The organism is Glaciecola nitratireducens FR1064, from assembly GCF_000226565.1.
GTDB classification, from domain to species: Bacteria; Pseudomonadota; Gammaproteobacteria; order Enterobacterales; family Alteromonadaceae; genus Glaciecola; species Glaciecola nitratireducens.
Genome location: NC_016041.1, coordinates 2,667,039 through 2,681,305, shown reverse-complemented (window position 1 = coordinate 2,681,305; position 14,267 = coordinate 2,667,039). Strand labels below are relative to the sequence as shown.

At 44.3% G+C, this 14,267-nt stretch carries 13 protein-coding genes; 8 read left to right on the top strand and 5 right to left on the bottom strand.

Annotated elements, in window-relative coordinates; translation table 11 throughout:
- The first annotated feature begins 51 nt into the window (after window positions 1-51).
- Window positions 52-3,993, top strand: coding sequence for a phosphoribosylformylglycinamidine synthase (gene purL, locus GNIT_RS11575; protein WP_014109398.1), 3,942 nt, complete (start codon window positions 52-54; stop codon window positions 3,991-3,993).
- A 48-nt stretch (window positions 3,994-4,041) separates the two neighbouring features.
- On the opposite strand, the gene smrA is transcribed toward purL, so the two are convergent.
- Both smrA and GNIT_RS11565 read right to left on the bottom strand, forming a co-directional pair.
- Entirely contained in the window at window positions 4,042-4,629 is a 588-nt protein-coding gene (smrA, locus tag GNIT_RS11570; RefSeq protein WP_014109397.1) for a DNA endonuclease SmrA, read from the bottom strand.
- A gap of 138 nt (window positions 4,630-4,767) precedes the next feature.
- Entirely contained in the window at window positions 4,768-6,000 is a 1,233-nt protein-coding gene (locus tag GNIT_RS11565; protein WP_238526892.1) for a flagellar assembly protein FlgT, read from the bottom strand.
- Window positions 6,001-6,289: 289 nt separating this feature from the next.
- Here GNIT_RS11565 and GNIT_RS11560 point away from each other — a divergent pair, with 289 nt between their 5' ends.
- On the top strand, window positions 6,290-6,763 hold the full coding sequence (locus tag GNIT_RS11560; RefSeq protein WP_041246818.1) for an LPP20 family lipoprotein: 474 nt from the start codon (window positions 6,290-6,292) through the stop codon (window positions 6,761-6,763).
- Between the two features lie 152 nt (window positions 6,764-6,915).
- Here GNIT_RS11560 and GNIT_RS11555 read toward each other — a convergent pair whose 3' ends face one another.
- The 3 genes from GNIT_RS11555 to flgA all read right to left on the bottom strand — a co-directional run bounded on the left by GNIT_RS11555 (window position 6,916) and on the right by flgA (window position 8,570).
- Window positions 6,916-7,347, bottom strand: coding sequence for a flagella synthesis protein FlgN (locus GNIT_RS11555; RefSeq protein ID WP_014109394.1), 432 nt, complete (start codon window positions 7,345-7,347; stop codon window positions 6,916-6,918).
- Between the two features lie 21 nt (window positions 7,348-7,368).
- Window positions 7,369-7,698 (bottom strand): flagellar biosynthesis anti-sigma factor FlgM, encoded by a 330-nt coding sequence (gene flgM, locus GNIT_RS11550; RefSeq protein WP_014109393.1) that lies wholly within the window; start codon window positions 7,696-7,698, stop codon window positions 7,369-7,371.
- Between the two features lie 164 nt (window positions 7,699-7,862).
- Window positions 7,863-8,570: a flagellar basal body P-ring formation chaperone FlgA gene (gene flgA, locus GNIT_RS11545; RefSeq protein ID WP_014109392.1), complete on the bottom strand. Its 708-nt coding sequence runs from the start codon at window positions 8,568-8,570 to the stop codon at window positions 7,863-7,865.
- Between the two features lie 159 nt (window positions 8,571-8,729).
- On the opposite strand from flgA, the gene GNIT_RS11540 reads away from it, so the two are divergent.
- The 6 genes from GNIT_RS11540 to flgE all read left to right on the top strand — a co-directional run bounded on the left by GNIT_RS11540 (window position 8,730) and on the right by flgE (window position 13,590).
- The gene (locus GNIT_RS11540; protein ID WP_014109391.1) at window positions 8,730-9,665 is read left to right on the top strand and encodes a chemotaxis protein CheV; all 936 of its coding nucleotides are present in this window, start codon (window positions 8,730-8,732) and stop codon (window positions 9,663-9,665) included.
- Window positions 9,666-9,695: 30 nt separating this feature from the next.
- The gene (locus GNIT_RS11535; RefSeq protein ID WP_014109390.1) at window positions 9,696-10,529 is read left to right on the top strand and encodes a CheR family methyltransferase; all 834 of its coding nucleotides are present in this window, start codon (window positions 9,696-9,698) and stop codon (window positions 10,527-10,529) included.
- Between the two features lie 104 nt (window positions 10,530-10,633).
- Window positions 10,634-11,029: a flagellar basal body rod protein FlgB gene (flgB, locus tag GNIT_RS11530; protein WP_014109389.1), complete on the top strand. Its 396-nt coding sequence runs from the start codon at window positions 10,634-10,636 to the stop codon at window positions 11,027-11,029.
- Between the two features lie 5 nt (window positions 11,030-11,034).
- A complete protein-coding gene (gene flgC / locus GNIT_RS11525) occupies window positions 11,035-11,457 on the top strand; it encodes a flagellar basal body rod protein FlgC (protein ID WP_041246407.1) in 423 nt (140 codons plus the stop codon).
- Window positions 11,458-11,496: 39 nt separating this feature from the next.
- Complete coding sequence (locus GNIT_RS11520) at window positions 11,497-12,189, top strand: flagellar hook assembly protein FlgD (RefSeq protein ID WP_014109387.1); 693 nt, start codon at window positions 11,497-11,499, stop codon at window positions 12,187-12,189.
- Between the two features lie 15 nt (window positions 12,190-12,204).
- Window positions 12,205-13,590, top strand: a complete 1,386-nt coding sequence (flgE, locus tag GNIT_RS11515; protein WP_014109386.1) for a flagellar hook protein FlgE — start codon at window positions 12,205-12,207, stop codon at window positions 13,588-13,590.
- Window positions 13,591-14,267 lie beyond the last annotated feature (677 nt).

Below are 14,267 nucleotides of genomic sequence, written 5' to 3'. Positions count from 1 at the left end.
AGTCTTTGCTCGCAACAATTCACATTGCGGCCTCAAATTGGTACCCATATTATGTTAATGCTTCGCGGCTCATCTGCTCTCTCTTCATTTAAACAAGATAAACTATTAGCGCAATTCGCGGCACAAGGAATAGGTGTGTTGAGTGTGCAAGCTCAGTATGTGCATTTTGTGGACGCACAAAGCGAGTTAAGCCCAGCGGAAACAGCAGTGCTTTCGCAACTTTTGACTTATGGACCGAGCAGCGAAAAAATTGACACTTCAGGTTATTTAGTCTTAGTGACACCTCGTCCCGGCACTATCTCACCTTGGGCGTCAAAGGCGACCGATATTGCTAAAAATTCAGGTTTGACAAAAATACACAGAATTGAACGGGGCATTGCGTATTACATTGATCTAGACGATACAAGCGCCGATTTTGCAGCAGTTGCCGCACCTCTTCATGATCGCATGACACAAGCTGTGTTTGCTGAACTTGAGAGTGCGCAGCAGTTGTTCGCACAAACCGACGCAAAACCATTTTCCTCAGTGCCTATTATCGAAGAAGGCAAGGCTGCGTTAGAAAGTGCGAACAAGAAACTGGGACTTGCGTTAGCCGATGATGAAGTTGATTATCTTTTCGAGAGCTTTACAAAGCTTGGCCGCAACCCAAACGACATTGAGCTCTACATGTTCGCACAAGCTAATAGTGAACACTGTAGACATAAAATTTTTAATGCCGACTGGACAATCGATGGCCAAGTGCAGCCAAAGTCACTCTTTAAAATGATCAAAAATACGTTTGAAGTATCCAGTGACTTCGTACACAGCGCATATAAAGATAATGCTGCGGTAATGGAAGGCTGGGCAGCGGGGCGTTTTTATCCTGATGCAAAAACCCAAGCATATGATTATCATCACCAAGATATTGATATTCTGATGAAGGTCGAAACCCATAACCATCCAACGGCAATATCGCCGTTTGCGGGCGCGGCAACCGGTTCTGGTGGCGAAATACGAGATGAAGGTGCAACAGGAAGAGGCTCCAAACCCAAAGCGGGCTTGGTTGGTTTCACAGTATCGAATTTAAACATACCGACGCTCCCGCAACCTTGGGAAGTTCATTATGGCAAGCCTGAGCGTATTGTAAACGCCCTTGATATTATGCTGGAAGGTCCTTTAGGCGGTGCTGCGTTCAACAACGAATTTGGACGCCCAAATATATTAGGCTACTTTAGAACCTTCGAGCAGAAAGTTGATAGCTTTAACGGCGAAGAAGTGCGAGGTTATCATAAACCGATCATGTTAGCCGGTGGCCTTGGCAACATCAAAAAAGACCACATCCAAAAAGCAGAGATAACGGTTGGTGCGAAACTCATTGCGCTGGGCGGCCCGGCAATGAATATCGGTCTTGGCGGCGGCGCAGCGTCATCGGTAGCTTCGGGCGAGAGCAACGCAGATCTTGACTTTGCTTCAGTACAGCGTGAAAACCCAGAAATGGAAAGACGCTGCCAAGAAGTGATTGATAAATGTTGGCAATTAGGCGATGAAAACCCAATTCAGTTTATTCATGATGTTGGCGCGGGAGGCTTGTCTAACGCTTTCCCTGAGTTAGTCAATGACGCAGAACGAGGCGGTGTATTTGAACTTCGCAATGTGCCGAATGACGAACCTGGTATGTCTCCACTAGAGATTTGGTGTAATGAGTCTCAAGAACGTTATGTAATGTCAGTTGCACCCGAGAACCTTGCTTTGTTTACCGCAATTTGTGAGCGAGAAAGAGCGCCTTTCGCCGTTGTTGGTGAAGCGACTCGCGAGCAGCACTTAACGCTAAGCGACAAAAAATTCGGCAACAAGCCTATTGATATGCCCCTAGATGTATTACTGGGCAAGCCGCCTAAAATGAGTAAAGACGTTGTCTCTTCAACGGCAAAAGGTGACGTTTTTGACACCGCTAACGTTGATATTCAAGATGCGATAAAGCGCGTTCTGCAGTTGCCCACAGTTGCTGATAAAACATTTTTGATTACGATTGGCGACCGTTCGGTTACCGGCATGGTGTCGCGCGATCAAATGGTAGGTCCATGGCAGGTGCCGGTGTCAGATGTGGCGGTAACTACCTCTGCATTTGATACCTATCATGGTGAAGCAATGTCTATTGGTGAACGTACACCGGTCGCCCTGCTAAATCATGCAGCATCGGCAAGATTAGCAGTTGCAGAATCATTGACTAACATTGCCGGTACAAATATTGGTGATATTAAGCGTATCAAGCTATCTGCGAACTGGATGTCTGCATCAAATCACCCAGGTGAAGATGCTGGGCTGTATGCGGCAGTGAAAGCGATAGGTGAAGAGTTGTGTCCTGAGCTGGGCTTAACGATCCCCGTCGGTAAAGATTCAATGTCGATGAAAACGGCATGGCAGGAAAATGGTGAAGATAAAGCAGTTACATCACCGCTATCCTTAGTAATAACAGCGTTTGGCGCAGTTAAAGATGTGCGCAAAACCATCACGCCGCAGTTACGTTTATCGTGTGCAGCTGAGCCAGCTTTGCAAGAGCCAAATTCAGACAAACCACAAGAGCGTCAAGCTAATGGCGGAAGTTTGATGTTGATTGATTTAGGCAATAAGCAAAACCGTATGGGTGGCTCATGTCTGGCGCAGGTTTATGGAAAATTAGGTCAAACTACGCCTGACGTTGATTCTCCTAAACATTTAAAAGCCTTCTACTTACTGATGCAAGAGCTTGTCGAAAAAGAGTTAATTACTGCATATCACGATCGCTCTGACGGCGGCTTATTTACTACGATCGTTGAAATGGCGTTTGCTGGTAAAGTTGGCGTTGAAATTGACATTACTGGTTTAGGTGAGGACGCCGCTTCGGTATTATTTAGTGAAGAACTCGGCGCAGTTATTCAAGTGTCAGAAAGTGCAAAAGACAGTGTTTTGGCGCTAGCAAAAAAATATGAGTTGAGTAAGCTACTGCACACAATCGGCACGGTATCAGCGGACGATGTGATTTGCTTCTCAAATGAAGGCGAATGTATTGTTAAAAATACACGCACGCATTACCGCACACTTTGGTCGAGCACGACCTTCGCAATGCAAACGCTGCGCGACAATCCTGCCTGTGCGAAACAAGAACATGACGCTAAACGTGACCCAGCAAATCCTGGCTTACACAGCCTGCTGACCTTCGACATTAATAAAGATATTACGGCGCCTTTTATCAATTTGGGGAGTAAGCCAGAAGTTGCGATATTACGTGAACAAGGCGTCAACTCGCATGTTGAAATGGCTGCGGCGTTCCATCGTGCGGGCTTTACCCCAATTGATGTGCACATGAGCGATATGCTAGCAGGACGCAGTCTTGATAACTTCGCTGGTTTAGTTGCCTGTGGTGGCTTTAGTTACGGTGACGTACTAGGCGCTGGCGAGGGGTGGGCTAAGTCAATTTTATTCAATGAACAGGTCAAAGCGACGTTTAAAGCGTTTTTCGAGCGCAACGATACCTTTTCTTTAGGCGTTTGTAACGGTTGTCAGATGCTGTCTAATTTGAAGTCATTGATTCCCGGTGCTGAACACTGGCCACATTTTGTAACTAATCAATCAGAACGTTTTGAAGCGCGCGTTGCTATGGTTGAAGTTGCCGACTCACCTTCAGTGTTTTTAACCGGAATGCAGGGCTCTCGGATGCCAATAGCCGTTTCTCACGGCGAAGGTCGCGCAGAATTCAAACTCGATAATCAAATATCGATGTTGAAGAATGAGAGCCAGATCGCGCTGCGCTTTATAGACAATTACGGACGCGTAACAAGCGAGTACCCAGCGAACCCGAATGGTTCAGAACAAGGCATTACAGGGTTAACGTCTTTAGATGGCCGCAGCACTATAATGATGCCGCACCCAGAGCGAGTATTTAGAACAGTTAGCAACTCATGGCGCCCAGATGAATGGAAAGAAGACGGCCCTTGGATGCGTATGTTTAGAAACGCACGCGTCTTCGTCGGATAGTATCTACTTGGAAAGTTGACGGTGGAATAAACGGTTAGTGCAAAACGGCTAACCGCCTCTTCGATTTTTTTCGCGGTTGATCAACTTTTGATTAGGGTGTTTTTTTAACAAGACATAAACGGAAGCCAAGCCACCGTGCTGCTTTTGTGCCGTATGAAAGGCAATCACCATATCAATCTGTCGTAACCATTGATTCACAAAACTTTTTAAGAAAGCAGGGAAGGGTTTACTATTTAAGCCCATGCCGTGCTGTACTAGTAAGGTTCTAATTCCTCTTTCATGACAGTCTTTAATGGTGTTGTATAAGGTCACGCGCGCGTCGTCAAACTTCATGTGCGTTATATTCAACGTGACGTCGATTTGATATTTAGCGAGTCTTAAATTCTTATAAACGCCTTGCTGCACGCCGTCTTGTTTGTACTCGATAAAGTCGTGTGGGTCGATAGGCTCGACTTTTTCAACCGTCAGTCCATTGTCATCTTTTTCAACTTCAGCGATAAGGGCTTCTCGCTTTAGCCTTTGTGCAAGGGTTTCTGTGTTCTTGTTTGTTAAGGCAACTTTATCCGTTTGGGCTAAAGGCTTAACGTCACTCATTTCTTCAAAAAACGAAGAGTTGTCGGGGAGAGAATGCGACATAAAAAGGCCTCGTTGTTTGTTTCTGTCTAATAACAGGGTATACGTCAGTTTCAGGAACTTAGTCCAGTTGGGTGCTGATTTATCTGCACTCGGTTAACGCATCCATATTATTCAACAACAAAAGCCTTAAAAACAGTCCTATTGTCGCGCTACGTAGTCGTTTGGCTGAATATTCGCCAATAAACTGCGATCACGACTAGTCACGGTTGCCGTTTCAGCGAATACTTGCGTGACTACAAGAGAAGTGGGATGCAGCACAAACTGCTTGTACTCTTGACCAAAAGTATCTCTAATTTGTTTAACACTAAATAGCGTTAGGGTGTCTCCAGCTTTCACTTTTTGATTTTTGCCTAGATTTATTTGCAGTTGGTTATTGTTGACCGCCAATATTCTGCCCATTGTCGGTTCACAAATGGCGAACTTTTCTAAGTCTATTGCTGACTCCTGCATGCTTTCTAAGACAGCTCTACCATAGCGACTGCGCCAAAACTCGTCTGAATTAACGTCAAGTTTGCGGGTCATGTCAAACTCCCAAGCTTCCGATATACGATACTGCTTGCTTAATAATTCTTCGCCTGATGCACCATTTAATAAGGTTAACGTGTACGCGAAGTTACGTACAGCCTGATCACCTTTCCAAAACGTAAAGGCACTTGCGTGATCTCGCTCAACGCTAATGTCGTCGATGGTGATTGCAAGTACATATTGCACATCCGTCTTTTGTGCCAATTTTGTGGCTTGTATTTGTTGGTCAGTGTTATGCCAATTAAGCGTATAAGGCTCTACTTCGCTGAGCGTTAGCCCAGTGCTAATTTGTGAAAATGTTTCTTGCAGTTTTAAAGCGGCTGCGGCGCCTAAATGATGCACTTGACCGTCTGCTGCTTGCGCCCCGTAACGAATAGGGAAGTAAGTTGTTGCTAATCTTTTCGTATAGTCAGCGGCTGAGCATTGAGATTTTTGTGAAAAGATATCCGCTCGAATTGATACGGTTACATAACCATCCGAGTAAACCTCATCTATTAACTCTAGCGTGCTTACTTCTCCGCTGGAACGAATTTCTAGGTGGTCGTTCATTAACAGACCATTAGTCATTTGTTGCACACTCCTGACAGAGGCGCCAGCAAATAGCAGAGCTTGCTTAATGGCTTCCTCAGTCGCTTGATGCTTTGCCGCCATTTTATCACCATTCAAAATGGCAGCATGTCCGGTAGCTGAGAACCACGCTGCGTTTGCTGTTTGGCTTAATATTAATGATAGTACGATAATAAGGTTTCGCAAAGTTGCGTTACGCCTCTTAAGGCCTTTTACCGCGGCGCTCTGTATTATGGCGTTTCGTAGTCTTGAGTCGTTTATATAAAACATTAATTTCATTACTTATTTCACTTATTGGACTTTGTGGTAATCCACTGGCGGTCAAATCAACAGCAGTGATTTGCACTTAGGTAGTTCTATGTGTAAACCTATACAAGTTATGTGCCATACCTTTAATAATTAACTCACCGACTTCTACGCTTTTAACTGCCATTTTGAGTTTTCATAAATTTGGTTCATATTTTGCATTAACTCCAATATCAAAAAGCAGTGAATAAACGCACAGCTATATGGGGCCATGAGTGCGCCGTATAATCAATTAAATACGAATAGGTTGAATATGCCAAAGATGAAAAAAGTACGCGTCATTATAGCTTCTGTTGGAGTGATCACTTGCTTGAGTCTGTCAGGATGCAGTTCATTGTTTACCAAGCATGTAGAGTGGGAAACCATTGAGCCTGAGCAATACCCAGTGATTAATGCAGTAGGCTATGCTCCCATTGCAGCGCAATTAGGTGGTGATGAATCTACCAAAACATTGATGGCGATAAAAGCATCTAAATTGGATGCCTATCGTGAGCTTGCAGAGCAGGTGTATGGCCAGAAAGTTGACGGTGAGCAGGAGTTGGCAAATATGATCTTAACCAACAACCAGTTAAAGAGTTCGGTTGAAGGCGTAATACGCGGCGCAAGAGTCGTTAAGACTTATCCCGTAGGCGAGGACACCTATGCAACTGAACTGGAGCTCGATATGTCTCGGGTCTACGACATTTATTTGTCCACGGCAAAACCTAGAAAAATTAGAAAGGTGACCTATTACTAGGGCTTGATACGTAAGCGAGTCATTTTTATTAGGCCCTGATGACTCGGTAAAAAAAACAATAAAAAAGCCAGCGATAACGCTGGCTTTTTTGAAATTATATTTTTAACCTGAGCAACAGTCTTGTTTGAATGTAAATAGCAACCGCTGTTTGCTTAAGCTGTGTATCCTTTTGAACCCGCATCGCCCGTAGTCTTGCCACTGCGATCGTAGGTCATTGACTCGCGTGCACGCAGCTCCATCATGAGATTGCGAAGATGCGTTAAACGAAGTTGGCCTTGTTCAACTGACTTAGCATTAATCTGCGTCAAATACTTACATTCATGGATGATTGCATCGCAACTTTCCATGGCTGCCACTGCGTCTTCCGTGCTTTCGCCGTTTGCCTTCGCTTTTTCGAATAATGAAGATATCGACTGATCCTGCTCCTCAATGAATGAAAGCAGTTCTTCTTTATCTTTTAACAATCCCATCAGAGTCTCAGGCTCTCTCGAACTTATCAGATGAAGCTCATTTTCCAACAATGCTTTCAGAGCAGTTAGCTGCTCCGCTTGTTTATCAATTGCACTTAATAAACTCGTCATCATCAGATTCTAAGCTCCATTCGTTTAAATACCATTTCCGAAAATCTGAGATTCCAATTTGGCAATTTTTTGCGCCAAAACTTCAGGGTTTATCTTGTATTCACCATCAGCAATCGCTTTTTTCAGTTTATCAACTTTCTCTTGATTGACTGGCGCTTCTGCGCTTTTCTTCTGCACTTGCGTAAGCTGTTGTGCAGATGTAGTTAGCGACACAGAGTCTTGACGTGACGCAGTAGACTGCGTTGCGGCTTGCGCTGTGTTAGCGTTTGCAGTTTGACTTGGAGTCTGCTGTTGTGCCAGCTTCTGCCCGTCAATTTGCGGTTTGTTTGCATTGTTTATATTGTTAATAGTCATAATTTTTTCCAGAACCTATAACACCTCAAACATGTTATCGACTTCTTATTGGCTAACTTTAGCAAGAAAGTGAAATAAAATCACATTTTCTACCGAATTTGCTCAAAATACTTCTAATTATTCAAGCTGATAACGCCAAAGCGTCAAAATTTTATCACTTTTCATTAAATTTGGATACTCACTTCGCTGGTACTAGACACTGTTGCCGTCACTGTTTTCTTCGATGAGGCGTTCTGCACTCTGATTGTGTCTCCCAAATTTCCGTCCTGTTCAGCAATGCCCGATACCTTCAAACTTAAGCCGCTGGTCACCGCCATTATCGTCACTTTGTCACCCTTACAGACGAAACAAAGCATGCCGTCATTAATAATTTGGCCGGGTCTCACGCGACGTTTAAGCCGCGCTCCAACAAGGTTTACCGTGTCGCTGTATGTCGAACCTCTTAGCCTATTAACTGGTATATCGGCCACATATAGATTTTTTTCAGTTAAAAGTGAGCCGGGGCTCAGTGTTTCTGATGTAACAACCACCGGTTTAGTTTGCTCTACCTGAACAGAAGTGAATAAATACCAGCTTGTTGTAGGGCAGGTTACTTTCACCGATACGTTCGACTGTCTTAAACTGGAATCAGAAGATTCATATTCAAATGGTGCTTTGCATGGGGGGATATGAATCCTGCTGTCAACTTCGGCGGCCTGTACGTTTACATCAGCACTATCGTCAAAAAAAGCGTTTTGCTGAACATAAAGCTCTGCCTGTTGTTGTATACTCTGGTGAACAGACGCATTGGCAGCCGTCGGGAAAATCACTAAAAAATAGGTCAAGCCAATGCCCAAAGCTGTCGATAAAGAATTACTTAGATTATTTTGCATTTGTCTTTTACCTGTTTTTATCGTCTCTGCATGAACTTATTCGCGCAGTGTTTAGAGAGTGTCAAAAGTTCGGCACATTTAGCGCTTATATGCGCTTCTTTAATGCGGTATATTAGATAACGCAACAATCATGCCTAAACTAAAATTTGGAGGTAATGAATGTCCAGTATTATGGATTCAGTCAATCAACGAACGCAGCTCGTCGGCCAAAATCGCTTAGAACTTTTGTTATTTAGACTTAATGGTAAACAGCGCTTTGGGATTAACGTGTTTAAAGTGCGTGAAGTTTTACAATGCCCTCCATTGACTCAAATTCCAAGGCTTAACGCCTTAGTTCGCGGCGTAGCTCATATCCGAGGTCAAACTATATCAATTATTGATTTAAGCATGGCAACAGGTGGGCGTAAAATCGAAAACCTTAAAGACGGATTTATCATCATCGCCGAATACAATCGTTCGGTTCAAGGCTTTTTGGTAGGCTCGGTCGAACGCATCATTAATACTAATTGGGATGCTATAATGCCTCCGCCACAAGGCACGGGCAAAGCGAGCTACCTAACTGCCGTGACAGAAATGGACAACGAACTTATTGAGATCCTCGACGTTGAGAAAATTCTGAATGAGATATCACCGTTGAATACTGATGTCAGTAAAGACCTCGCTGACAGCCTTGACGTGAGTTTTAGTGCAGGGAAAATTATTTTTATTGCCGATGATTCGTCAGTTGCAAGAAACCAAGTTAAAAAAGCGCTTACCGCTCTAGGCTTAGAAATTGAAGTGGCCAAAAATGGACTGGAAGCACTCAAACGCCTAAAACAAATCGCTGCTGAAACGGGTGACGTGACCGACAAAGTGGGCGTGCTAGTGTCGGACATAGAAATGCCAGAAATGGACGGTTACACGCTGACCGCTGAAATCAAAAATGATCCTCAATTAGCCAGACTGCATGTTGTTTTGCATACCTCTTTAAGCGGTGTGTTCAACCAGGCGATGGTAAAGAAAGTGGGAGCCGACGATTTCATTGCTAAATTCCACCCTGATGAACTCGCTTCAGCCGTGCAAAAATGGTTAAGTACCGAACTTAGAGCGAAATAATGCCGCGTGAATAAAGAACTCTCCCCCGTTATGTATGAAAAATTTTGCCACTTCTTGCATTCCAAAAGTGGTATCTTACTTGGCGGTGCAAAGCAATATCTGGTAAGAAGTCGGCTGTTGCCTTTAATGTATCGCGTTGCCTCTTCTCATCCAGGCAGCGCAGATCCAGCTGGCAATAATCTAGATAGTCTTATTGAAAAAATCATCTCTCAACGTGATCCCTTGCTTACGCAGGCTTCGCTTGAAGCGATGACAACCAATGAAACGCTGTGGTTCAGAGATACATATCCATTCGAGATACTGCGAAGCAAAATATTGCCAGAGCTGCTAGCAAAGCAAAATAGAATTAGAATTTGGAGTGCGGCAAGCTCAACCGGTCAAGAGGCTTACTCTATTGCCATGACTATCGCTGAGTTTTTAAAGTCAAACAGAGGCGGCTTTGAGCGAGGCGTAGAAATCGTGGGCACTGACTTATCAGCCCAAGTCATAAAAACCGCAAGCGAAGGCACATATGACACCTTGTCATTAAATCGCGGTTTAAGCGACGATCTTAAGCGTCGTTATTTTACCTTGAACCCAGATCACAGCATGACAATCAGCCCAGACATTAAGAAGTGGGTTTCCTTTCGTCAATTTAATCTGACGTCTAAGTTTTCTGCGCTGGGTCAATTTGACGTAGTGTTTTGCCGCAACGTCCTCATTTATTTTGATGCGGAAAGGAAAACGGTAATACTGCAAGATATTTCCGCTTGTTTGCAGCCCGAAGGCTGTTTAATACTTGGCGCTTCAGAATCATTAGGAGGTGCTAGTAGTAAATTTAAAATGATAACTCAGCCCTCAGGCCTTTATTACCGCAAAGTTTAGTAATACCCCCCTCGCTATAAAAACACTTCTTTTCGTTTTATTCTGTTTGTTGGCACACGATTTGCTGAACACTGGCATGTAAGTTTGCAAATGAGTAAGAAAACATGGCCATTAGTTTAGATCGATTAGTTGGATTTCATCAAAAAGCACTTTCTGTTCGCACAGACAGGATGGAAGTGATTTCTGGTAATTTGGCGAATGCAAATACCCCCGGCTACAAAGCACGCGACATTGACTTTAATAAAGCAATGAAAAGCGCACAGTACGACCAAGGCGGTTTAGTTAAGACTCACGACAAGCACCTTTCAGGTCGCTCTCAAATGCAAGCAGAAATCGAGTTTAGAATTCCAGAGCAGGCGGATACCGGTGATGGCAATACGGTTGATGCGCAAGTCGAAAGAAACAACTTCCTAGACAACGGCATGCGATATCAAGCAGGCATAATGCTTTTGGATGGAAAAATTAAAGGCATGAAAAAAGCATTAAGCAGCGGAGGTTAAGGCTAATGAGTTTATTTAATATAATGAAAATAGCGAGTACTGGAATGGGCGCTGAAAGTGTTCGTTTGAATACGACAGCCAGTAACATTGCCAATGCGAACTCTGTCAGCAGTAGTTACGAAGAAACTTATAAAGCGCGCCATCCGGTTTTCGCAGCGGCCTTAGATCAGGCGAACTCGGACATGACTAAAGGTGCGGGTGTTAAAGTACTGGGCGTTGTTGAAAGTACCAAACCATTACAGGTTGAATATGCTCCAGGCAATCCCCTGGCTGACGAGAACGGTTACATATATAAGCCAAACGTAAATATTGTAGAAGAAATGGCGGACATGCTTTCTGCCTCAAAGGGTTACGAAACAAACGTGCAGATTGCAGATACAACCAAGCGTATCTTCAGACGCGTGATGCAGTTAGGTCAGGGTCAATAGAGTTAGGCTAACGATGTTAGCTATAGCGGAGATGATAAAGTGAATACATTAGAACGCAGTCAAACAGGTTTAAATACCGACCTCTATTGGCAACCAGAAAAAGTAAAGGTCGCTGACGGAACGGAGCAAAGTCTAAAGCAAGAGGATTTCTTCGCTTTGCTAACCGAGCAATTAGCGAATCAGGATCCAACAAAACCGGTTGACAATGACCAGCTAGTTGCACAGATGACCTCATTTACGATGGCAGATGGTATTTCTCAATTGAATACCAAGTTTGGTGACTTTGCGTCGTCAATGACATCTAACCAGGCACTGCAAGCGTCTAGTTTGATTGGTCAAAACGTATTGGTTACCGGCAATATTGGTCATATGTCTGAACAAGGCCAAGGCGTGACGGGCGTCATCATTAGCGACCAAACAACGCAGAATACCAAGATAGCCATTCAAAACAGCCAAGGTGAAGTAGTGCGTACGATGGACATCGGCACACTTGCAGCAGGTAACTCAGAGTTTAAATGGGATGGTACAGACCAAAACGGCAATCTATTGCCGCCAGGTGATTATGCCGTTCAAGTACAGGGCGAGGTGTTTGGAGAGCCAACATCTTTGCCAACAGCAATAAATCGACACGTTGACAGCGTCAGCCTTGCTAGTGCTGGTCTCGGTGTTGTTCTTAATTTAGATGGTGACGTTAGCATCAAGCTTGATGACGTTATCCAAATCGGTAGGTAATAGGAGTTTTCCCCCATGTCATTTAATATCGCACTCAGCGGAGTCTCGGCTTCTCAAAAAGACTTAGATACAACAGCCAACAACATTGCAAACGTCAACACGGTTGGTTTTAAAGAATCAAGAGCAGAATTCGGTGACGTTTATGCTGCCTCTCTGTTAGCCTCAGGCAAAACCAAAGTTGGTGATGGTGCTCTGACTCAAGAAGTTGCTCAGCAATTTTCTCAAGGTAGCTTAAGCTTTACTAACAACTCGTTGGATTTAGCTATTACCGGTAACGGCTTTTTTGCTACTATTCCAGAAATTACGTCGCGTGACTTTTCCTTCACTCGTGCTGGTCAATTTAAACTAGATTCAAATAACTTTGTGGTTAATTCCGCGGGTGATAACCTTCTTGGATTTCCTGTTAACACTGACGGAACGTCTGCTTCAGTTGCTTTAAGCACAACGGTGCCTGTGCGAATTCCTGATTCCTCGGGTTCGCCACAGCAAACATCTGAAGTTGATGTCCGATTCAACTTGCCAGCAGGTGACCAAGGTAAAGTGGCTGCCGATTTCGATCCAACAGATCCACTAACCTATAATGCGGCGACATCAGTAACTATCTATGACTCTTTGGGTGATAGTCATGTTATGACGTACTATTTCATTAAAGATGGCGACCCAGGGGCAGTAAACGAATGGTATGTTGCGACGGCGGTTGATGATCAACTGGTAGATGCAACAAACTCTGACGGTTCTGATTCTGACCCTACAACAGCAACAAACTCTGTTGGTACAAATACGGGCAATGGCGTTTCGGCCGCTAAAATCTTCTTTAGTGAAGGTGGTGACTTTGTAGATATTCAATCTGCTGATGGTTTACCACAATTAGACCGTAAGTTTCAGACTGAAGCTCTTGGGCCGTTAATTCTGAGCAATGGTTCATCTCCAATTCAACAGATTACAATTGATTTTAACTTAGACAGAAACAACGCAACGCCAAACGAACCAACGCAATTTGCATCTGCATTTGAGGTAACCTCGCTTGAGCAAAATGGCTTGCCAGTAGGCCGACTCACGGGCATTGACATCGGCCCTGACGGCCTAGTAAGAGCTACTTTCTCAAACGGCACATCTGAACCTATCGTGCGTGTGGCACTGGTGCGATTCTCGAACGAGCAAGGTCTAACGCAGCAAAGTGGTACGGCATGGAAAGAAAGTATTCTTTCTGGCGAAGCCCTAGCGGGTGAGGCAACAACGGGGACTTTCGGTGACATCAACTCCTCGGCCCTCGAACAGGCAAACGTTAACCTAACCACTGAGCTAATCGACATGATCATCGCTCAGCGTAACTTCCAGGCTAACTCAAGAGCACTTGAGGTTAACAACCAGCTTAACCAGACGATATTGAACATCCGGTAATCGTTAAATAAATAAAAATGCCGACTCTTCCGTCGGCTTTTTTGTGTCTGCGATTTGAATCCAGAGCATTGAGTAGCACCCATCCTGCAAAAAAGCGCTGCGAGCACAACCCTGTGACGCTCTCATAAAACTCCTGTTTTATGACGTTTTTTGCAGGATGGGTGCTAGTCAATACTCTTCACTTTTGTGGTAGCGTCACGATTTTTTGGTGTTTTGCTCTTGGTTGTTCTTCGAATCCAGGGCATTGAGCAGAGCCCTTCCTGCAAAAAAGCGCTGCGAGCACATCCCTGTGAGGCTCTCATAAAACTCCTGTTTTATGACGTTTTTTGCAGGATGGGCTCTACTCAATACTCTTCACATTTGCAGTAGCGTCACGACTTTTTTATGTTTTGTTCTTTTTCCCTCCGCCCATGAATTTAAAACGCGATTGAAAAGAGACAACAAAGGTTGATGTACCAAGGAGCGAGCATAGTCCCCGTTTCCCCTCAGAAAGTGTCAATCGGCAGGACGCCGATTGCCAAGCGCCCCATGGATGGGCTTGCAGCGACTTTCTGAGGGGAAACGGGGACTATGCTTGCGGAGCCCAAATCAACCTAGCCGAGCCCAAATCAACCTCAAGAAAGCCAAATCAATCAATAACACACCTTGGCATTGTCCTTGCAGACAGAACAGTATTC